The organism is Rhodococcus sp. 05-2254-2, from assembly GCF_002259095.1.
GTDB lineage: Bacteria > Actinomycetota > Actinomycetes > Mycobacteriales > Mycobacteriaceae > Rhodococcoides.
The window spans coordinates 128,741-150,553 of sequence record NZ_NOZJ01000009.1; the positions used below are offsets into that span (position 1 = coordinate 128,741).

A 21,813-nucleotide genomic window follows, 5' to 3' on the forward strand; every position below is an offset into this window, starting at 1 on the left:
GGCAGTGTTCTTGTCGGTCAGAGACGATCGGCAGGACTCAGGGTGCGGGGCACGCCGGGCTGGTCAGCTGCGCGAGCGAGACGATGCCGCACGCGTTGTCCTTGGAGAGCTTCCAGACGCCGTCCTCGGGGACGAACTGGAAGGTGCCGGGGTTGGCCTGGCCGTTGAGCGTGATCGTGATGCCCGCGTTGAGGACGCCGGTGCCGAGATCGTCGATGCTGGTGATCTCGATCTGCGCGTTGTTGGCGACGGCAGCGGCGGCGACCTGGTTGATCAGTTCGGGATCCTCGGATGCACCCTGGATCAGGGCGGCCTTCTCCTCGACCGGAACGTTGGGGTCGAGCCCGCGTACGAGCTGGGCGTTGAGGTCCTCCACGGTCGGCACCGGCGGGTACGCACCGGCGTCGGGAGCGGCAGCGGCAGAAGTTGTGACCGCCGTCGTCGTCGCGGTGGGCTCTTCGTCGCCTCCGGAGCTGCAGGCGGTCATGGTGAGCGCTCCGGCGATGGCGATGCCGGCAACCATTGCCCGTCGGGTGTTGCGAAGCTTCAAGTGCTTGTCCTTTTCACTCTGAGTCACGTCTCGATCGTTCTGTGACTCGTCGGTCGTCTGGAATGGGGTCGTCTCGGACCTGGTCCACTATGTCAGCTCGACACGCCCGAGTCACAACGCGATCGGCATACCTGTGAAACCTCACAGAGTTTCCTCAGCGACGCCACAGCTCACTTCAGGCTGTCGAGAACGTCGGCAACGACCAGGTTGTCGTCCGATTCGGCGAAGGTGCGCGCGATTCCCGGCCCGCTGGTTCGCGTCTCGAATCGCACGGTCACCACCGAGTGACCGGCCCCCTGCACCCAGCCGTGACCGAAGTCGGGATGCCGGACGTCCATGCCCGGTTGCCACCGCGGACCGTCCGGGACAACGACATCCGCGGCGGCCTCGATCGGTGCGGGCGACTCCTCGGTCGCATCCGCGGCAGGCTCGTACTCCAGCTCGGGAAACAGCGAACCCTGTCGCACGGCCGACAGCCCGGCCAGCCCGACGCCGACGAGCCTGATCGGACCGACGTCGACCGGATCGACGGCAAGTCGCTGTGCCGTGGCCACGATGGTCTGCTTGTCCACCGTCGCGTACGGCAACGTTGCCGATCGGGTGATGATGCTCATGTCGGACTTGCGCAGTTTCAGTACCACCGTCCTGGCACCCCGACCGTCCTTCAGCAACCGGCGATGCGTCGAATCGACGATGGACTCGATGGCCGGGCGGAGCTGAGCGAGAGAGATCAGGTCCTGTGCGAACGTCGTCTCGGCGCTGACCTGTTTGGCCTCGGCCCGCTCGGCCACGACGCGATTGTCGATTCCGCGTGCGAGCTGATGCAGGCTCGGCCCCATCGTGGCCCCGAGAATCGACGCCACCTCGGACTCCGGGGTGGCCACGAACTTGCCGATGGTGTCGATCCCCAAGCGTCGCAAGCGCTCTCCGGCCACCGGTCCGATCCCCCACAATTTCCGAACCGGCAGAGCCGCCATCAACTCGGCCTGGATTCCCGGAGCGACGACGGTGATGCCGTCGGGTTTGGCCAGTCCCGACGCGATCTTGGCAATCTGCTTTCCGGATCCGGCACCGATCGAGGCGACCAGTCCGGTCTCGGCGAGTATCAGTGCGCGCAGGCCCGCGCAGAACTGCTCGACCTCGTGAACCGTCGCACCGGCGAGTTCGAGCGGCTCACCGAACGCCTCGTCGATCGAGAGTTGTTCGAGAACGGGCATGGGTCCGCGTAGTGCCTCGAAAGCGCGTCGGCTGAGCTCGGAGTAGAGAACGAACCGCGGTGGCAACACCACGGCCCCGGCTCCGACGAGTCGGCGAGCCTGATGCATCGGCATGGCCGAACGCGCCCCGAAGGCACGCGCCTGGTAGCTGCAACCGGCCACCACTCCCCGCCCACCCGCGCCGCCGACGAGGACCGGGCGGCCCCGCAACGTGGGGCGAGTGAGCTGTTCGGCGGATGCGAAGAACGCGTCCATGTCCAGGTGCAGCACCCATCGGCGACTCCGCAGAGTGTCGTCGGCGATGTTCGACATGGTCAGCCGAGATCGACGGTGAAGCCGAGCGCCTGCGCCGCACGGTCGGGTATCGGACCCGACCACGGCTCGGTGGGCACGACGACCGATCCGTCGACGTCGATCATGACGACTTGGTGATCGCTGCCCGCACTCCCTCACCGAGATCGCTGCCGTCGTCCCCGACGCGTCCGTCGACGAGCGAGAGTGCGAGCACCTCACCGGCGATGAGATCGCGGTGCGTGTCGAGCCACGCCTGCCGATGTTCGGGGACCTCGATGACGATGTCGATGCGGTCCGAGACGTCGAAGCCGTGGTTGCGACGCGCATCCTGCAGTTCACGGATGCGGTCCTTGGCCCAGCCCTCCGCTTCGAGCTCCTCGGTGACGGCGGAATCAAGCACGACCAGTCCGGCGTTTCCGGGCAACGGTGCCGTCGATTCGGGCTCGGCGGCAACGAGCCTGCGGGTGAATTCCTCCGGCAGCAGAGCAATTCCTGCTGCGCTCACCACACCGTCCGCGTCCTCGGACCAATCGCCTGCCTTCACGGCCTTGATGACGGTCTGGACGTCCTTGCCGATCCGCGGGCCCGCAGCACGCGCATTGACGACGAGCTCGAACTTTCCGTGTACCGCAACGTCTTCGGTGAGATCGACCTTCTTGACGTTGACCTCGTCGGCGATGATGTCGACGAACGGACGCAGCCGCTCCGCATCGGCGGCCGCGACGGTCACCTCGGGCAGCGGCAACCGCACGCGCAGGTTCTGTGCCTTGCGCAGACCCAGAACCGTCGAGCACACGGTGCGGACCTCGTCCATGCTCTCGACGAGTTCGGGATCCGACGGCAGTTCGTCGGCCTCGGGCCAGTCGGTCAGGTGCACCGAGCGGCCACCGGTCAAGCCCCGCCACACCACTTCGCTGATCAGGGGCAGCAGCGGGGCGGCGATGCGCGTGAGCACCTCGAGCACGGTGTGCAGGGTGTCGATCGCGTCGGCGTCCTCGCTCCAGAACCGCGAACGCGACCGTCGCACATACCAATTGGTCAACGCATCGCAGAACGTGCGCAGCTCGTCGCAGGCACCGGCGATGTCGTTGCCCTCGAGCGCATCGGTGATCGCGTCGCGGGTGGCCGACAGCTTGGCCAGAACGTAACGATCGAGCACGTGCGGCGAATCGGTTCGCCACTGCCCGGGCTTCGAGGCGTAGAGCTGAAGGAAGCTCCACGCATTCCAGATCGGCAGTAACGCCTGGCGGACGCCCTCGCGGATGCCCTGCTCGGTGACGATGAGGTTGCCGCCGCGCAGGATCGGTGAGGACATCAGGAACCACCGCATGGCGTCGGAGCCGTCGCGGTCGAAGACCTCCTTGACGTCCGGGTAGTTGCCCTTGGACTTGCTCATCTTCAGGCCGTCGTCACCGAGCACGATGCCGTGTGCAGCAACAGTTTTGAACGCCGGTCGATCGAAGAGGGCCGTGGCCAGCACATGCAACGTGTAGAACCAGCCGCGTGTCTGCCCGTTGTACTCGACGATGAAATCGCCCGGGTTGTGCGTGGAGAACCACTCCTCGTTCTCGAACGGGAAGTGCACCTGCGCATACGGCATCGAGCCGGACTCGAACCAGCAGTCCAACACCTCGGGGACGCGGCGCATCGTGGACTCACCCGTCGGGTCGTCCGGGTTGGGACGCGTCAGATCGTCGATGTAGGGCCGGTGCAGATCGGTCGGCCGCACACCGAAGTCACGCTCGAGCTCGTCCAGGCTGCCGTACACATCCAGCCGTGGGTACGCCGGGTCGTCGGAAGTCCACGCCGGAATCGGGCTGCCCCAGTACCGGTTTCGGCTGATGTTCCAGTCGCGTGCACCTTCGAGCCACTTGCCGAACTGGCCGTCCTTGATGTGCTCGGGAACCCAGGTGATCTCCTGGTTCAGCTCGACCATCCGATCACGGAACTTGGTCACCGCGACGAACCACGACGGCACCGCCATGTAGATCAGTGGCTGACCACTGCGCCAGCTGTGTGGGTACGAGTGCTCGATGGTCTCGTGCCGCAACAACCGACCCGAGGCCTTCAGATCCTTGATTATCACCGGATTGGCGTCGAACACCATCAGGCCCTCGTACGGCGGCACCAGCGAGGTGAACTTGCCGCCTGCGTCGAGCGGTTGCACCACTTCGATGCCGTTCGCGGTGGCAACGTCCATGTCCTCCTCGCCGAAAGCCGGTGCGAGGTGGACGATTCCGGTGCCCGAATCGGTGGTGACGTAGTCGGCCTGCAGCACGCGGTGCGAGTTCTCGTGGCCGAGGAAGAAATCGTACGGCGGTGCGTAAGCAAGTCCGACCAACTCGATACCGGTGTGCTCCGAGAGCACCTCCGGCTCCTCCCCCAGTTCCTTCGCGTAGTGCGAAAGACGCGCAGCGGCAAGCACGTAACGCTCACCGTCGGTGCCTCGCACCTGCACGTACTGCACCTCGGGATGCACCGCGATCGCCAGGTTCGACGGCAGGGTCCACGGCGTGGTGGTCCAGATCAACGCGTTCGCGCCGTCCAGGTCCGAGCCGGGAGCCGTCAGCGGCATCGTGACGGTGACCGCAGGATCCTGACGCATCTTGTACGCGTCGTCGAGGCGGGTCTCCTGATTGGACAGGGGTGTCTGCTCGTACCAGCTGTACGGCAGAACTCGGTAGCCCTGGTAGATCAGGCCCTTGTCGTGCAGCGTCTTGAACGCCCACATGACGGACTCCATGAAGTCGACGTCGAGGGTCTTGTAGTCGTTGTCGAAGTCGACCCACCGCGCCTGCCGAGTGACGTAGTCCCGCCACTCGTCGGTGTACTGGAGTACCGACTGCTTGCAGTAGGCGTTGAACTTCGCCAGACCCATCTCGTCGATCTCGGACTTGTCCTTGATACCGAGCTGCTTCTCCGCTTCCAGCTCTGCGGGCAGACCGTGGCAGTCCCAGCCGAAGCGCCGCTCGACCTTCTTGCCCCGCATCGTCTGGAATCGCGGGACGAGGTCCTTGACGTAACCGGTGAGGAGGTGGCCGTAGTGCGGCAGACCGTTCGCGAAGGGAGGGCCGTCGTAGAAGACGAATTCCTCGGCACCCGCTCGATTGTCGATGCTCGCTCGGAAGGTGCCGTCCTCGGCCCACTCGTGCAGCACGATGCGCTCGAGATCGGGGAACGGGACACTGCCCGATCGGCCCTCGGCCAGATCGACCAGCGGGTAGGACGCATTCTTCGGACGTGCGCTCGCATCTGTCATATCTGTCTCCTCCGTGCCGGACGCGTACTGGACGCGACACCTGTTGGCACGGGGACGACATTCGACGATCGGGACGTCGGATACCGCGGTACCACCCCGCTTGCTCGGCTCCGACGACTGCGTCGCCGGAGCAAGCCTCTCCACGTGAGCTGTGACGGGCTCACCCGTTCGGTTCTACTGGACGTCGATTCGAGGTGGTTGCCCATCGAACCGAGTCGTTCTTCCGAAAGCTCCCCGGTGATAGCCGGATCGACGCCTGAAACAACTGGGGAAATCAGCACATATTACTTGTCGGGTTCCGGCGGTGGTCGTTTGCCCGTCAGTGCACCGACAAGTAGCAGAACTGCTCCCACGATACACACGACGATGCAGGCCCACGCCCACACGACCGACCCCGTCATCAACGCAAGAATTAGAAAGCCGAAGCCGATAGCCGCTGCGCCGAGAGTCAGGACCAGCACGTGATTCCTCGCTCACCGTTCGACGCGACGTCAGGGTGCGATGCTGCCGTGTTCGGCAGCATCGACACGAACTCCTGCGTCAGTTGCCCTTGGCGTACGACTGGCTGTACCCCGACGACTGGCTGTCCTGGTTGAAATTGTCCTGCCCGTTGTCCACCGGCAGCGCCGAGGAACGGTTCTCGAGCTCTTCGAGCTGCGATTCCAGGTAGGACTTGAGCCGCACGCGGTACTCGCGCTCGAACGTCTTGAGCTGCTCGATGCGACCTTCGAGGACCGAACGCTGCTGGTTGATCGTCGCCATGATCTCGGTGTGCTTGCGCTCGGCATCGGCCTGCAGTGCGTCGGCCTTCTCCTTGGCCTGACGCAGCTGGGTCTCGGAGCGCGTCTGTGCGTCGGACAGCAGCGACTCGGACTTCTGCCGAGCCTCGGACATCATCGACTCCGAACGCGTGCGGGCATCCGAGACCAAACGCTCGGCGTTGGTGCGCGCGTTGCCGAGCAGCTGCTCGGACTCCGACTTGGCATCACCGGTGAGACGATCGGCCATCTCCTGAGCGAGGCCCAGAATCTTGGCGGCCTGCATGTTGGAGTCGCCGCTCTGCTGCGGGGCCGCCGCAACGGGTGCGACCGGAGCGGGCTGGGCCGCGACGGGCGGTGGCTTGGGGGGATCCACCGGGCGCTGTGGCTCGGCCTTCGGTGCCGCGACCTGAGCCGCCTGCGGGCTCTGCCGCGAAGCGTTCTTGGCGTCCGCAAGCTCCTGGTCGAGCTCACCGACCCGCTGGCGGAGGTCGGCGTTCTCTTCGATCAGTCGCGACAACTCTTGCTCGACGAGGTCGAGAAAAGCGTCGACCTCGTCTTCGTTGTAACCACGCTTACCGATGGGCGGCTTGCTGAACGCGACATTGTGCACATCAGCTGGAGTCAGCGGCATGGAAGGATCCCTTCACGCGTCTTGGGGCGGTAGAGCAAGCATTCAGTTATATGCCATTCCGCGCGAGTGCAGAACAATCAAACTGTAACTGGCGTCCATTCTGTCACACAGGACACGCAGCATGCGCTGGGTCCCGCGTTCTAACATTTCGTCTGCGATCTCAGGCCGCGAGACCGCTGGTCACATTCCACGCGATGAAGACGACGAACAGCAGGACCATGATGGACAGGTCCAGTCGCACTCCGCCGAGGTTGAGCGGCGGAATTATCCTGCGGAGGAACTTCACCGGCGGGTCGGTGACCGTGAAGATCGCCTCGAGCACGATGACGACCAACCCGGTCGGTTGCCAATCTCTCGCGAAAGTTCTGATGAACTCGACGATGATTCGACCGATGAGAAGGAGCCAAAAAAGAAACAATACGATGTTGATCACCGTGAACACGATCACGGCTATACTCTGCCTGAATTCGACGGGCTGAGCAAAGCGTGCTGGTCACAGCCCTGCACTACCGCCCCGAACAGCGAATCTCTCACTGCTGACTGTAGAAGCCGGTCTCGGCGATCCGCCTGCGCTCCTGCGGCGAGACGTCGACGTCGGCCGGCGAGAGCAGGAATACCTTGGTCGCCACCTTGTCGAAGGAACCGCGCAGCGCGAAGGCGAGCCCGGCCGCGAAATCGACCAGGCGCTTGGCGTCGGCGTTGCTCATCTCGACCAGGTCCATGATGACCGGAGTGCCGTCGCGGAAACGCTCACCGATGGTGCGCGCCTCGCTGTAGTCACGCGGTCGCAGCGTGGTGATCTTCGAGAGCGGGCCGCCGTCGTCCGCGATAGGGCTGCGTCGCGTCTCCGCACGCACGTCCATCCGAGTGTCCATGGCCAACGCTCCCCTGGTTGCTGCACCTCGCGTGGTCGGTGCCGCGCCACGTCCTCGTCCGCCGATCGGGGCCAGCGTCGCCGGACGCGGGGCCTCGTAGTCGTCGTAGTCGTCCTCGACCTGCGCGTGCCGAGATCCACCGAACGACGGCTTCACGAATTCACGCTCATCCATGTCGTCGTAGGTGTCACGACCACCACGGGAACTGCGTCGCGTGTCCGGATCGTCGAGGTAGTCGTCCTCGTAGTCGGCGAGCGGAACCATGCCGAAGTACGCCTTGAACTTGTGCAGGGTGCTCATCGTTCTGCCTTCCGTGGCGGTGTGTCTACTGTCCATCTCCAGGTTCGCAAGTGTCTGTTGTGACTGATGTGATCCATGGACTGTTATTGCGAGGTTATCGGCCGCGCGCCGAGTATTGCGGTACCGACACGCACGCACGTCGATCCGTGCCGCACAGCAGCTTCCAGGTCTCCGGTCATGCCTGCGGACAGCTCGAGCGCTTCGGGATGATCGGCCGTCAGCCGACGGTGCAGGCTCTCGAGATCGGCGAATGCGGCGTCCGGATCGGCACCGAGCGGTGGCACCGCCATCAACCCCGCCAAACGCAACCCGGACGCGTTCGACACCGCGTCGGCAAGCTCGTGGAGTTCGTCGCGTTCGACGCCGCCGCGGTGCACATCCCCGTCGAGACTGACCTGAACGATCACGTCGAGTTCGGTCCGACGCACACCCTCGTCCAATGCCGCCGTCGTCGCCTTGGACAGTGCGGCCACCAACCGCGCACTGTCGACGGAATGAATGGCGTGCGCCCACGCGGCAACCGACTTCGCCTTGTTTCGCTGCAGGTGTCCGATCATGTGCCAGCGAGGCGGATCGCCGACGAAATCTTCGGCCGTCTCGGCGACCTTGGGCGACGCGTCCTGCTCTCGGGACTCGCCGAAGTCGCGGCACCCCAGTTCGTAGAGAACCCGCACGTCCGAGGCGGGGAAGAACTTGGTCACCGGCAGCAGAGCCACGTCGGCGGGCGACCGGCCCGCATCGACACAGGCGCGGTGCAACCGCTCGCGCACCGACGTCAACGCCGTCTCGATCTCCTGCGCCCGGTCGGTGCCCGACGCGCTGCCGGTGGGTTCGCTCATGACAACCTCTTCTGCCGGTTCACCGGTCTGCCGTTTCGGCCCGATCACCGGGGGATGTGCTGTCCATCCAGACGACACTGGCGATTCGGCCGGTCGATCCTTCACGACGGTGACTGAACAAGGCCCGGTCCTCGATGGTGCACCGCGGATCCTGAGCGACACCGGACACTCCCGCGGCGAGCAGCTGAGCGCGGATACCGGCGGGAATGTCCAGCCCCGGCGTGTTGCGGACCGTGGTCGTCGCGCTGCCGGGGAGATGCTTGTCGACGTCCGCTCGCATGGAGGCGGGCACCTCGTACTGTCGGCCGCTCGCCGCCGGACCGAGAAATGCGCCGATCCGCGCCGGAACCGCCCCGAGCTCGACCATGGCGGCCAACACCCGGGGAACGATGCCGATGCGGGCACCGACCCGTCCTGCATGCACCGCTGCGATCACGCCTGCCTCCTCGTCGGAGAGCAGGACCGGCACGCAATCGGCAGTCAACACCACCAGACCGAGATCACGTTGCGTCGTCACCAACGCATCGGTCATCGGCACCGGCTCGGACACCGGACCGTCCACCACGGTGACGGTGCGTCCGTGGACCTGCTCCATGAACACGAGCCGTTCGAGTCCCATACCCAGTCGATCGCCGAGGCGTCGACGGTTGGCTTCCACCGAAGCGGGGTCGTCACCTACGTGATCGCCCAGATTGAACGTGTCGAACGGCGGTGCCGAGACGCCGCCCGCCCGCGTCGTCGAGACGCGTCGGACACGAAACGGACCGGCGGAAGCGGTGTCACTCACCGCCGCATGAAGGACGGCACATCGACTTCGTCTTCGCCCTCGTCCTCGGCGATCGGAACGCGACGGCCGGAACCGACGGACTCGCGGCCCTGTCCGGACGAGTCCCGGCCCTGGCCGGACGAGTCGCGACCGTAACCGGCTGCGGATTCGCGGCTCGACGATTCGCGGTTGGACGAGCTCGACGAGTTCAGCGGCGGCAGACTGCTACCACTCGGTGCGCCGACCGGGTCGCGGAACACAGCACCGTCGGAACTGTCGGTCGATTTGGAGGACACCTCGCCCGAGCGAGCCGATCCGATGGGGCCGCGGGTGGAGGTAGCAGCTTCGACCGGACGCCGCGTCGGGGTTCCGCCGTCGAAGCCTGCGGCGATGACGGTCACGCGGACCTCGTCGCCGAGCGAGTCGTCGATGACGGTGCCGAAGATGATGTTGGCGTCGATGTGTGCGGCTTCCTGCACCAGCGAGGCGGCCTCGTTGATCTCGAACAGACCGAGATCGGATCCACCGGCGATGGAGAGCAGCACTCCGCGTGCACCTTCCATCGAGGCTTCGAGCAGCGGCGAGTTGATCGCCGATTCGGCCGCCTTGATCGCGCGACCCTCACCGCGTGAGGATCCGATACCCATCAGTGCACTGCCTGCGCCGGACATGACGCCCTTGACGTCGGCGAAGTCGACGTTGATCAGTCCGGGAGTGGTGATCAGGTCGGTGATGCCCTGGACACCGTTGAGCAGTACTTCGTCGGCGCTGCGGAACGCGTCCATGAGGCTGACGGCCGCGTCGCCGAGCTGGAGCAGTCGGTCGTTCGGGATGACGATGAGCGTGTCGCAGGACTCGCGGAGCTGCTGGATGCCGGTGTCGGCCTGTCCACCGCGCCGCTTGCCCTCGAAAGAGAACGGCCGGGTGACGACACCGACGGTCAGTGCGCCGAGCTTGCGAGCGATGTTGGCGACGACAGGAGCGCCACCGGTACCGGTGCCGCCGCCCTCGCCTGCGGTGACGAACACCATGTCGGCACCCTTGAGCACCTCTTCGATCTCGTCCTTGTGATCGTCTGCTGCGCGGCGGCCGACCTCGGGATCGGCACCTGCGCCGAGTCCGCGGGTCAGTTCGCGGCCGACGTCGAGCTTGACGTCTGCGTCACTCATCAGCAAGGCCTGAGCGTCGGTGTTGACCGCGATGAACTCGACTCCCTTGAGTCCCTGTTCGATCATGCGGTTGACCGCGTTCACGCCGCCGCCGCCGATGCCGACGACCTTGATTACGGCGAGGTAGTTGTGCGGGGGCGTCATGGGCTCTCGCCTTCCGTGGATTGTTGCCTGAAATGTGGAAAACCCTCAACCTAAACCACAGGCTTAGAGTTATGTCAAGTACTGAACTGGTCGAAACGCTATTCATCGCCGACGACTATCGCCATTAGGCGCGCCGACGCCACGCGAGAAATTCCGGTCCGCGCGTCGAAACTATTTGGTGGTGGGCAGATCCGGACTCGACACGTCGAAGATCTGACCGGGTTGGGACAGCAATGCGATCGCGACCGCGCCCTTGCGCTCGGAGTCGTCCTTGCTGCCCCACACGACGGTGCGCCCGTCGAGCAGCAGAATCGAGATGTCGGACAGCGTGCTCGCCCGCAGCTCGGCGGCCTGATCGCGCAGCAGCGGTGGCAACGTATCGAGAACCGCCAGTGCATCTTTCGTCACCGGATCACCGAACACCGGATTGTCGGTCACCAGACGTACTACCCCTGGCGGTGGCGGCGCGATCGCGAAATCGACGCCGGTGGAGTCCAGGAGATGGGTGCCGTCCGGAGAATCGAAGAACGCCACCGGAACTCGCTCCTCGACCGTCACCTGCACGGTGGACGGATACTGGCGTTGCACGCGGACCGTCGCCAGCGCCGGGATCGTCGCCACCCGCTGCGCAGCGGCCGCTGTGTCGACCCGAACCAGCGGAAGGCCGACGGGTACGTCCAGCCGATCGAGGATCTCCTGCTCGGACACCGACGATGCCCCCGCGACCGCGATGGTGCGAACGGACAACAGCGGCGTGAAGTACACCAGCGCAGCCGATCCCACCACGACGACCACCACGGCGAGCGCAATCAGCGCGGCTTTGCGACGCGACCGCTTCACTCGGGCGCGCTCTTCTTCCCGTGCCTGAGCACGAGCTTGCTTGTCGGTGACCGCGGACGGCGAATCACCCTCCCGTGCAGCTGTTCCCGACCTCGAAGAACGGACTCGATCGGTGCGGCGGGTCACGTCGACGGCCGATCCTTCGGTACTCCGCGGCCGGTCGCAGCACCGAAATCGGTCTTCGAGCGAAGCGCATCGAGAATCGGCCCGCCGAGCATCGTCACGTCGCCGGCTCCCATGGTGATGACGACATCGCCGGGCACACTCAGGTGGGCGACCTGCTTGGCCACCAACGACAGATCCGGCTGATAGTTCACCGGCTTGGTCACCGAAGCGGCAACCAGCGCCCCCGTCACACCGGGCAACGGCTCCTCGCGCGCGCCGTAGACGTCGAGCACCACGATCTCGTCGGCCAACGACAACGCGGCACCGAACTCCTCGGCGAACGTCGCGGTCCGCGAGTACAGGTGCGGCTGGAACACCACCACCACCCGTCCCTGCTCGCCACCCGAACGATCCTGGCCTGCTACGAGGGCCTGCGCGGCAGTCAGCACCGCACGCACCTCGGTCGGGTGGTGCGCGTAGTCGTCGAACACGCGGACGCCGTGCTCACGCCCGGTGAACTGAAAGCGTCGATGCACGCCGCCGAAACCGGTGAGTCCGGCCAGCAATTCCTCGACACCGGCACCGACCTGGCGCGCCGCGACGAACGCCGCCAGCGCGTTGAGTGCAGTGTGCCGGCCGGGCACGCCGAGCCGTACGGTGCGCGCCGCGTCCTCACCTGCGATCTGCAACTGCGCGACGCCGCCGATGTCCTCGGGCTCCCACGCCAGCAGTCGAACGGCCATCTCGACCGGCCCCGCGTCGACGTCCGAGGACCCGTATCCCAGCACCGTGACTCCGGGAAGGTTCCGCTCGACCACGCGTCGAGCCAGCGCCGCCGAACCCGGGTCGTCCATGCAGGCCACGAGCACACCGCCGGGACCGAGGAGCGCAGCGAAGTCGTCGAACACCTGAACGTAGGCGTCGGTGGTGCCGAAGTAGTCCAGATGATCGGCTTCGATGTTGGTCACGATGATGACGTTGGCCGTGTACTGCAGCAGCGAGCCGTCGCTCTCGTCCGCCTCGGCCACGAACACGTCGCCGCTGCCGTGATGGGCGTTGGTCCCGGCTTCGTTGAGCTCTCCTCCAACGGCGAACGACGGATCGAACCCGCAGTGCTGCAGGGCGACGACCAGCATCGAGGTCGTGGACGTCTTTCCGTGCGTACCCGAGACCAACAGCGTGCGGTATCCCTGCATGAGAGAAGACAGCACGGCCGGTCGCAGCACCACCGGAATTCCGCGTTCGCGAGCTTCGACGAGTTCGGGATTGGTCTGGGGAATCGCGGCGTGGGTCGTCACGACCACGGTGGGCCCGCCGTCGATCATGTCCAGGGCGCTGGCGTCGTGACCGATGCGGACCTGGGCGCCGCGTGCGCGCAGTGCGAGCACGCCGCGCGATTCCTTGGCATCCGAACCCGACACCTGTCCCCCGCGAGCGAGCAGGATCCGCGCGATGCCGGACATTCCGGCACCACCGATGCCCACCATGTGTACTCGTTCGAGCTCTGCCGGCAGATCCGACATCGCACCCTCAGTTGTCACGCGGACGTCTCCCTCGTTCTCTTCTCATGCGCGACGCCGCCCAGCTCAGCGCCGCGCCGCGTGCGCGGTATCGAGCACGATCTGCGCGACGGCAGCTGCTGCGTCCTTGTGCCCGGCACCGGCGGCGGCACGAGACATGGTGGCGATTCGTTCGGTGTCGGCCAGCAGCGCGACCACTGTCTCGCTCACGTACTGCTCGGTCAGTGTCGCATCGGCTACCAGGATGCCACCTCCGGCGTCGACCACGGGACGGGCGTTGAGTTCCTGCTCGCCGTTGCCGTGCGGCAGGGGCACGTAGACGGCGGGCAGACCGGTCGCGGAAACCTCGGCGACCGTCATGGCACCGGAGCGACAGATCGCGAGGTCCGCGGCCGCGTACGCCAGATCCATCCGGTCGATGTAGGCGCGCGCGACGTACGGCGCGGCCGGATTGCGCTGCTCGACATCGAGCGAGTTCTTCGGACCGTGGGCGTGCAGAACCGAGATTCCCGCATCGGCGAGAGCCGCCGAGGCTCCGGACACCGCGTCGTTGAGCGATCGGGCCCCCTGTGAGCCGCCGAACACCAGCAGCACCGGGCCGTTCTCGGGCAGGCCGAAGTGCGCGCGAGCCTCCGCGCGGACGGCAGCCCGGTCGAGTCCGGTGATGGTGGGACGCACGGGAATTCCGATCACGTCGGCGTCGGCAGCACCGCGCGCGGCGATCCCCGAGCCCGCGACCGCGGCGAGTACCCGCTCGGCCGAGCGGGCACCGACCTTGTTGGCGATACCCGCTCGTGCGTTGGCCTCGTGGATGACCACGGGAATTCGGCCACCACGGCCGAACAGTCGACCGCGGGCCGCGAGATAGGCCGGTAACGCGACATAGCCGCCGAATCCGACGAGCACGTCCGCCTCGACGGCCGCGAAGATCTCTCGGGTGCGGCGCACCGATCGCACGACGCGCAGCGGCAACTTGAGCAGGTCGACGGTGGGCTTACGAGGCAGCGGAACGGGCGGAATGAGCTCGAGTGCGTACCCGCGAGCCGGGACGAGAGTCGTCTCGAGGCCCCGGCTGCTGCCGAGAGCGGTAACGGTGACGGTGGGGTCGAGGACACGCAAGGCGTCGGCCACAGCGAGCGCAGGCTCGATGTGCCCGGCCGTTCCGCCCCCGGCAACCACTACTGAAATCGGTCGAGATGTCTGCTTCACCGTCGATATCCTCGCTCACCCGAGCGGACGGGAGGGCGACCGGGTTGTGGTTCCGGCCGCGGACGGTATGCCGATCGCGATCCTGCGGCGGGCTCTCGCCGGACCGGATCGCTTCGACGGGGGTTGCCGCGGGCGTTACCGCGGGGAGCGTCGCTCCGGTACGCAGCCGATGTGGGCGACATCGCGTCGGTCCGGGAACTGGAGACGCGCGTGCGGGCACGGCCGGGCTCGGCAGCCCGCGCTGTCCGTGCGTCACTGCCCTTGCCCTTACGGGACTCTAGGCGTTTGCGATCCTGCGCCGCCAGTGTGGGGCGAGTGGACTTCGAGCGCGCCATCGCGGCTCGCTTGGGCGAGAACACGGCGGGCAGCGGCAGCTTCAGAGCTCGCGCGATTCGGCCCTCCTGCCCTGCGTGCAGGGCCGCGATCGCCTCGGGTTCGTGGCGGGCGGCGCTCGCGATGATGCCGAACATCAGCAGCGTGATCGCGGTCGAGGTGCCACCGTAGGACACCAGGGGCAGCTGCAGACCGGTCACCGGCAGCAACCCGACGACGTAGCCGATGTTGATCATGGCCTGGCCGAACACCCAGCACGTGGCACCTGCGGTCAACAGCCGCAGGAACGGATCGACCGAACGCATGGCGATGCGCAGGCCGGTGTAGACGAAGAGGCCGAACAATCCGATGACTGCGAGGCAGCCGATCATTCCGAGTTCCTCGCCGATGATGGCGAAGATGAAGTCGTTGTGCGCGTTGGGCAGGTAGCTCCACTTCGCGCGGCTCTGCCCGAGCCCGCGACCGAACATTCCGCCGTCGGCGAGAGAGTATTTCGCCTGGGTGGACTGATATGACAGGCCCTGGGTGTCCTCACCCGGGTTGAGCCAGGCCTTGACGCGATTGGATCGGTAACCGGCGGTGAACGCGAGCACGGTCGCCAACGCCAGACCGGTCATCAGCACCGCACCGAACAGCCGAGCGTTGAGGCCGGCGAACCACAGCAGCGCCACCAGGATGATGCCCAGGGCGATGGCGGTACTGAGGTTCGGCTGCAGCACGACGAGCAGACACATCAGCAGACCTGCAGGCAACAGCGGCACCAGCAGCGATTTGATGTTGCCGTGCTCGCTGCGCCGCGAGGCCAACAGGTGTGCGCCCCACAGAACCAGCGCGACCTTGGCCAGCTCGGACGGCTGGAAGGACACTACGCCGAAGTCGAACCAGCGGCGCGCACCTTGGCGTTCGGCACCGATTCCGGGAATGAGCACCAACATCAACATGGTGATCGAAACCAGGAACAGCGGAAAAGACAGCTTCCTGAGGTAGCGAACCGGCAGCCGGAGAGCGACGTAGAACGCCACGACTCCCAGCGCGACACCGATCAGCTGCTGGGTGAAGAGCGCGTACCCGGACTCATCGGCTGCGAAGGACTCGGCGGACGACGCCGACAGCACCATCACCAGGCCCAACACCGTGAGCAGTACCGCGATCGTGACGACGAGGTGGAAGGACGCGAGCGGTCGGCCGAACCACAGGCCGATTCGGGTGCGTGGAGCGGCGGTGCGGCGAGGTGGACGCGGCGGATGACCGGCGGCAGTCACGATCGCGACGATCCGATGTCGGTGGCCTGGAGGCGCTGGACCGACTCGGCGAAGCTGCGGCCGCGGTGGCCGTAGTCGGCGAACATGTCCAGTGACGCGGCGGCCGGGGCCAGCAGGACCGTATCCCCCGGCGCGGCGAGTTCGGCCGCATGGGCCACGACCGCCCGCATCACCGCATCAGCATCTTCAGCACCATGAGTCACACCAGCATCGTCTCCCGAAGGGAGCCTGACGACCGGAACATCGGGCGCGTGTCGCGCCAAAGCCTCTGCGATCTGCATCCCATCGCGCCCGAGAACGACCGCAGCCACGAGACGATCGGCGATCTCGACCACCAGATCGTCGATCACCGCACCCTTCAGCAACCCACCCGCGATCCACACGACGCGATCGTGCGCCGAGATCGAGGAGCGAGCGGCGTGCGGGTTGGTCGCCTTCGAGTCGTCGATGAACGTCACCCCGCCGAGCTCGCGCACCACCGCCGCACGATGCGGACCCACCCGATAGGTCTGCAGCCCCACCCGAACAGCGTCGGCCTCCACCCCGATCGAACGAGCCAGCGCGCCTGCCGCGAGCGCATCGAGAATGCCGGACGGGCCGCTCGGCTCCACGTCCTCCGCAGCGAGAAACTCGACGTTCGCACCGAAGGCGTCGTCCACGAGCATCCCTGCCCGCACTCCCAGCTCACCCGAGGCCGGCTCACCCAACCGAAACCCGACGACGGTGGCTGCGGGCGATCCGGCAGCGAGACTCGCCGCCCTCGAGTCGTCGAGACCGACCACCGCGACATCGCCACTCAACGCACGAGCCTTGGCCTGGACGTATCCGTCCATACCGCCGTGCCAGTCGAGATGGTCCTCGGCGATGTTGAGCACCACCCCCGCCGCCGGACGCACCGACGGAGCCCAGAACAACTGGAACGACGACAACTCCACGGCGAGCACACTCGGATGCGGGGTACCGCGCAACGCGTCGGCGATGGGGAGTCCGATGTTGCCGCAGGCCACCGATGCGATGCCCGCGGCGTCGAGTATCGACGCCAGCATCGAGGTGGTGGTCGTCTTTCCGTTGGTGCCGGTGACCACCAGCCAGCGAGTTCGGGGTCCGTACAGCTCGGCCCGGTCCACGTGCCAGGACAACTCGACATCGCCCCACACCGGAATGCCCTGCTCCGTGGCAGCGGCCAACACCGGAGAGTCGGGACGAAAGCCGGGGCTGGTGACGACCAGCGAAAACGCGGCGAGCGCCGCCGGATCGACGAGCAGGTCGTCCTGCAGCACCACGGCAGCACCGGAGTTCGACGCCTCGTCCAGCGCGGCACGATTCGAGTCGGTGACGGTGACGACGGCACCGAGATCGAGCAACGGTTGCACGACGGCCAGTCCCGAGATGCGGGCACCGGTCACCAGCACCGAACTGCCGCGCAACCAGGTCAGGTCGTTCCTAGCGTCGTGCGGAGATTCGGCCATGCCCTATCCGCCGACAGCAGCGAGATACTCGCTGTAGAACAGGGCGAGTCCGACGGCCGACGCGATGGCGGCCAGCAACCAGAACCGGATGATCACCGTCGTCTCGGCCCATCCGGCCAACTCGAAGTGATGATGGAACGGTGCCATGCGGAACACGCGTCGGCGACTGGATCGGAACACCGCGACCTGGATGACGACCGATGCGGCTTCGGCGACGAACAGCGCACCGATGACCACCATGATCAGTTCGGTCTTGGTCACCACCGACAGGCCCGCGATCAGACCGCCGAGGGCCAGGGATCCGGTGTCGCCCATGAAGATCTTGGCAGGCGCGGCGTTCCACCACAGGAAGCCGATGCAGGCTCCCGCTGCCGAAGCGCAGACCAGAGCCAGGTCGAGGGGATCTCGGACGTCGTAGCAGCCGGGGGCAGGCCCTGCGGGGCCTGCGCACGCCTGGCGGTACTGCCAGAAGGTGATGACGGTGTAGGCACCGAGCACCAGTGTCATCGACCCGGCTGCGAGGCCGTCCAGGCCGTCGGTGAGGTTGACCGAGTTGGACCATGCGATCACGAGCAGGCAGACGAAGAACACGAAGACCACCGCGGACATCGACCAGGTGGCGATGTCGCGCACGTACGACAGTTGGGTGCTGCCAGGAGTGAGCCCACTCTCGCTGCGGAACTGCAACACCAGGATCGCGAACAGCACGGCTGCCGTTATCTGACCGACGTACTTACCGGTGGCGTTCAGACCCAGGTTGCGCTGCTTGCGGATCTTGATGAAGTCGTCGAGAAAGCCGACGAGACCGAGCACCGTGGTCAGGCCGAGGACGAGCAGGGCCGAGGCCGACGGACCGTCTGCGTCGTAGCCGATACCGATCAGGTGCGAGCCCCAGTAGCCGGCCCAGATGCCGACCAGAATTGCGACGCCGCCCATTGTCGGTGTGCCCCGCTTGGACTGGTGACTCGCCGGGCCCTCCACTCGAATCTCCTGGCCGAAGCCCTGTTTCGAGAAGGTCTTGATCAGCACCGGGGTCAGGAGGATCGCGACCGCGAGCGCGATGCCTCCGGCGAAGAGGATCTGCCTCACTGCTCACCCTCCGCGGTGGCGCTCGACGCATCGGCCAGCAGGGCGTCTGCGACGGTCCACATCGCCCCGGACTGCGAGGCCTTCACCAGCACGATGTCGCCGGGACGCACTTCCTCGTGCAGTACTGCGATCGCCGTTTCACGGTCGGGCACCAGCATCGATTCCTCGCCCCACGAACCCTCCATGACGGCACCCTGGTGCAACGCCCGGGTGGGACGGCCGGAGTCGACGATGATCAGACGGTCGACATCGAGGCGGACGGCGAGGCGGCCGATCGCGTCGTGCTCGAACACCGAGTCCGAACCCAGCTCGCCCATCTCTCCCAGCACCGCCCAACTGCGGCGCTTCGGCCCGTCGTCGCGACGCGACATCGACACCAGTGCCTTGAGTGCGGCGCGCATCGAATCGGGGTTGGCGTTGTACGAGTCGTTGACGACGGTGACGCCGTCGGCGCGGGTGCGCACGTCCATCCGCCTGATCGACGTCGGTGCGGCGGCCCCGAGCGCCTCGGCAACCTGCGTCAGCGTTGCTCCGCACTCGAGGGCGACGGCCGCTGCCGCGAGGGCGTTGCCGACCTGATGCTCACCGTGCACCGCCAGGGTGATCGGTACCGAACCCGCTGCGCATTCGAGCGTGAACGACGCCCGGGCGTCGGTGTCGACCTGCACGTCGAGGGCTCTGATGTCGGCATCTGCGTTGCGCCCGACCGTGACGACGGCAGCCGTTGTACGCGTGACCATTTCGGCGACGAGGCGATCGTCGATGTTGAGGATCGCCACTCCCCCGTCGGCGGCACTCGGCAGCGCCTCGACGAGCTCGCCCTTCGCCAGCGCGATGGCCGCGCGCGAGCCGAACTCGCCCAGGTGCGCGGTTCCGACGTTCAGGACCACCCCGATCCGGGGCGGTGCGAGCGTGGCGAGTTCGGCGATGTGGCCGATTCCTCGGGCGGACAACTCCAGACAGAGGAAATCGGTGTCGGCATCCGCTCGCAGCGCCGTCCAAGGATGTCCCAATTCGTTGTTGAACGATCCGGGCGGTGCCACCACCGAGCCCAGAGGCTCGAGGACCGCAGAGATCAGGTCCTTGGTGGAGGTCTTCCCGGAGGATCCCGTCACACCGACGACGGTCAGGCCGTGCTGGGCCGTCAACTCGAGCACCGAGGCCCGGGCCAGAGCGCCGAGCGCGGACAGCACTGCCGAACCGGAGCCGTCCGGGTCGTTCTCGAGTGCCATCGCGCGGCTCTCGTGCGGGACCGGACTGACGACCACGGCCGGTACGCCCACCGGACGCGCGGCCAGTACCAGCGCCGCACCTGCGGCAACCGCGGCGGCGGCATGGTCGTGACCGTCCACCTTCGCACCGGGTAGGGCGAGGAAGATGCTGCCGGGGGTGACCTTGCGGGAGTCGAACTCCACCGGTCCTGGCACCACGACCGACGGATCCGGCACATCGTGCACCGTGCCTCCGACGATCTCGGCGATGCGGTCGATCGAGAGGGGGATCACCGTACGCCCGCGCTCGTGCCGACCCGACGCGCATCGATGGCCGAGGCGAGTATCACTCGATCGTCGAACGGATGCTTCACACCCGCTACCTCTTGTCCGGTCTCGTGCCCTTTACCTGCGATCAACACAACATCCCCTTCGCGTGCCCACGCCACGGCCTGTTCGATCGCCGCCGCGCGGCCTGCCACGTTTCGTACTTCACCGCGGGCCTCGTCCGGCACCGACAATGCGCCGTCCTCGACGGCCTGCCGAATGATGGCCGGATCCTCGCTGCGCGGGTTGTCGTCGGTCACCACCAGGAGCTCTGCGCCGCGCGCTCCGGCGGCACCCATCAGCGGACGCTTCGCGGTGTCGCGGTCGCCACCTGCTCCGAGCACCACCGCGATTCGTCCGCGCGAGGATTCGCGCAACGTCGCCAGCACGGCCTCGACGGCGGCAGGCTTGTGCGCGTAATCGACCACCGCCAGGAAGTTCTGTCCACGGTCGATCCGCTGCACGCGGCCCGGCACGTCGACCGTCGCGACCCCGGTCACGGCCTTGCGCACGTCGGCCCCGGCCGCCGCGCAGGTCGCCAACGCCAGCACGGTGTTAGCGACGTTGTAGCGACCCGGCAACCGAACCGAGACCGGCAGCGACGCACCCTGCGGATCGGCGACCGTGAACGACTGGGTGCCGTCGTCGTGCTTGGCCCAATCCGAGACCGTCCACTGCGAATCGGCACCGGTCGACGCCGTCACCACGGCCGACCCGGCCGATCGAGCGATATCCGCCATCCGCACGCCCCACGCGTCGTCGACACAGACGACGGCGGTTCCGGCACGAACCGCCGAGTCGGCTGCGAACAACCGACTCTTGGCCGAGAAGTAGTCCTCGAGAGAGTCGTGAAAATCGAGGTGATCCTGGGAGAGATTGGTGAACGCACCGATCGCAAAGCAGGTGCCGTCGACCCGGCCGAGGGACAACGCATGGGAGGACACCTCCATCACCACCGTGTCGACACCCTCTTCGAGCATGACGGCGAAGAGCGCGTGCAGTTGCGGGGCCTCGGGCGTGGTGAGCGCGCTCGGTACATGCCGGCCCAGAACACGTGTCTCGATGGTGCCGATCAGACCGCATCGACGACCTGCAGCAGTCAGGCCGGCTTCGAGCAGATACGACGTCGTCGTCTTCCCCGAGGTACCGGTGATACCGATGACGGTCATCTTCGACGAGGGGTTGCCGTACACGAGAGCGGAGACAGCACCCAACACCTGGCGTGGACGCTCGTGCACCAGAACCGGAACCTGTCGACCCGTGCCTGCGAGCGCTCTCCGCACGATCTCGAGTCCGGCCGGATCGGTGAACACTGCCACGGCACCCCGCTCGACTGCGTCGGCGACGAACTCGGCACCGTGTCGAGACGATCCGGGCAGTGCGGCGAAGAGATCGCCGGGAAGAACGGACTGTGCACGCAGATCGATACCGGTCACGCTCACACCGGCGGGATCGGCCTCGCCGATCGTTGCACCGACCGCGGACGCCACCTCCCGTACTTCGGTGTGCGGTGGATGCGCCGGACGTGAACCCGGAGCCGGTTGTGAATCCGATGACACAGTCACTCCTGCTCCCTTCCTCTCTACTGCCGGCCACGCGCCTGCCGCGGCTCGATAACGCCGCGGCGGCAGACGAACGAAGAC

Annotated in this window: 18 protein-coding genes; all 18 read right to left on the reverse strand. The window is 66.5% G+C overall.

The features are described from left to right. Positions 1-37 precede the first annotated feature (37 nt). The 18 genes from CH283_RS15235 to CH283_RS15315 all read right to left on the reverse strand — a co-directional run bounded on the left by CH283_RS15235 (position 38) and on the right by CH283_RS15315 (position 21,735). Positions 38-523: a hypothetical protein gene (locus tag CH283_RS15235; RefSeq protein WP_176460298.1), complete on the reverse strand. Its 486-nt coding sequence runs from the start codon at positions 521-523 to the stop codon at positions 38-40. Positions 524-720: 197 nt separating this feature from the next. Continuing rightward, positions 721-2,079, reverse strand: coding sequence for a DNA polymerase IV (locus tag CH283_RS15240; RefSeq protein ID WP_068051935.1), 1,359 nt, complete (start codon positions 2,077-2,079; stop codon positions 721-723). A gap of 103 nt (positions 2,080-2,182) precedes the next feature. Further along, positions 2,183-5,320, reverse strand: a complete 3,138-nt coding sequence (gene ileS, locus CH283_RS15245; protein ID WP_094640395.1) for an isoleucine--tRNA ligase — start codon at positions 5,318-5,320, stop codon at positions 2,183-2,185. Between the two features lie 284 nt (positions 5,321-5,604). Next, complete coding sequence (locus CH283_RS28325) at positions 5,605-5,781, reverse strand: hypothetical protein (RefSeq protein ID WP_176460265.1); 177 nt, start codon at positions 5,779-5,781, stop codon at positions 5,605-5,607. Positions 5,782-5,860: 79 nt separating this feature from the next. Beyond that, the gene (gene wag31 / locus CH283_RS15250) at positions 5,861-6,712 is read right to left on the reverse strand and encodes a DivIVA-like cell division protein Wag31 (RefSeq protein WP_094640120.1); all 852 of its coding nucleotides are present in this window, start codon (positions 6,710-6,712) and stop codon (positions 5,861-5,863) included. A gap of 160 nt (positions 6,713-6,872) precedes the next feature. Beyond that, a complete protein-coding gene (locus CH283_RS15255) occupies positions 6,873-7,160 on the reverse strand; it encodes a YggT family protein (protein ID WP_068051947.1) in 288 nt (95 codons plus the stop codon). Positions 7,161-7,242: 82 nt separating this feature from the next. Continuing rightward, the gene (locus tag CH283_RS15260) at positions 7,243-7,887 is read right to left on the reverse strand and encodes a cell division protein SepF (protein ID WP_068051950.1); all 645 of its coding nucleotides are present in this window, start codon (positions 7,885-7,887) and stop codon (positions 7,243-7,245) included. An 83-nt stretch (positions 7,888-7,970) separates the two neighbouring features. Next, entirely contained in the window at positions 7,971-8,726 is a 756-nt protein-coding gene (locus tag CH283_RS15265; RefSeq protein ID WP_068051992.1) for a YggS family pyridoxal phosphate-dependent enzyme, read from the reverse strand. 19 nt (positions 8,727-8,745) lie between these two features. Further along, positions 8,746-9,513 carry a peptidoglycan editing factor PgeF gene (gene pgeF, locus CH283_RS15270; protein ID WP_068051953.1) on the reverse strand — a complete coding sequence of 256 codons (768 nt, stop codon included), beginning with the start codon at positions 9,511-9,513 and terminating at the stop codon, positions 8,746-8,748. Continuing rightward, positions 9,510-10,805: a cell division protein FtsZ gene (gene ftsZ / locus CH283_RS15275; protein WP_068051956.1), complete on the reverse strand. Its 1,296-nt coding sequence runs from the start codon at positions 10,803-10,805 to the stop codon at positions 9,510-9,512. Before ftsZ ends, pgeF begins: the two co-directional genes overlap by 4 nt. 171 nt (positions 10,806-10,976) lie before the next feature. Next, positions 10,977-11,771, reverse strand: a complete 795-nt coding sequence (locus tag CH283_RS15280; protein ID WP_094640121.1) for a cell division protein FtsQ/DivIB — start codon at positions 11,769-11,771, stop codon at positions 10,977-10,979. Then, positions 11,768-13,273, reverse strand: coding sequence for a UDP-N-acetylmuramate--L-alanine ligase (gene murC / locus CH283_RS15285; protein ID WP_094640122.1), 1,506 nt, complete (start codon positions 13,271-13,273; stop codon positions 11,768-11,770). The genes CH283_RS15280 and murC overlap by 4 nt, the downstream gene beginning before the upstream one ends. A gap of 63 nt (positions 13,274-13,336) precedes the next feature. Next, positions 13,337-14,479, reverse strand: coding sequence for an undecaprenyldiphospho-muramoylpentapeptide beta-N-acetylglucosaminyltransferase (gene murG / locus CH283_RS15290; RefSeq protein ID WP_217901112.1), 1,143 nt, complete (start codon positions 14,477-14,479; stop codon positions 13,337-13,339). After that, the gene (gene ftsW, locus CH283_RS15295; protein ID WP_068051961.1) at positions 14,476-16,074 is read right to left on the reverse strand and encodes a putative lipid II flippase FtsW; all 1,599 of its coding nucleotides are present in this window, start codon (positions 16,072-16,074) and stop codon (positions 14,476-14,478) included. Before ftsW ends, murG begins: the two co-directional genes overlap by 4 nt. Then, the gene (murD, locus tag CH283_RS15300) at positions 16,071-17,543 is read right to left on the reverse strand and encodes a UDP-N-acetylmuramoyl-L-alanine--D-glutamate ligase (RefSeq protein WP_094640123.1); all 1,473 of its coding nucleotides are present in this window, start codon (positions 17,541-17,543) and stop codon (positions 16,071-16,073) included. The genes ftsW and murD overlap by 4 nt, the downstream gene beginning before the upstream one ends. Before the next feature lie 3 nt (positions 17,544-17,546). Further along, positions 17,547-18,632: a phospho-N-acetylmuramoyl-pentapeptide-transferase gene (gene mraY / locus CH283_RS15305; protein ID WP_032394385.1), complete on the reverse strand. Its 1,086-nt coding sequence runs from the start codon at positions 18,630-18,632 to the stop codon at positions 17,547-17,549. Beyond that, entirely contained in the window at positions 18,629-20,137 is a 1,509-nt protein-coding gene (locus tag CH283_RS15310) for a UDP-N-acetylmuramoyl-tripeptide--D-alanyl-D-alanine ligase (protein ID WP_094640124.1), read from the reverse strand. The genes mraY and CH283_RS15310 overlap by 4 nt, the downstream gene beginning before the upstream one ends. Continuing rightward, complete coding sequence (locus CH283_RS15315; RefSeq protein ID WP_094640125.1) at positions 20,134-21,735, reverse strand: UDP-N-acetylmuramoyl-L-alanyl-D-glutamate--2,6-diaminopimelate ligase; 1,602 nt, start codon at positions 21,733-21,735, stop codon at positions 20,134-20,136. Before CH283_RS15315 ends, CH283_RS15310 begins: the two co-directional genes overlap by 4 nt. Between the last annotated feature and the right edge of the window lie 78 nt (positions 21,736-21,813).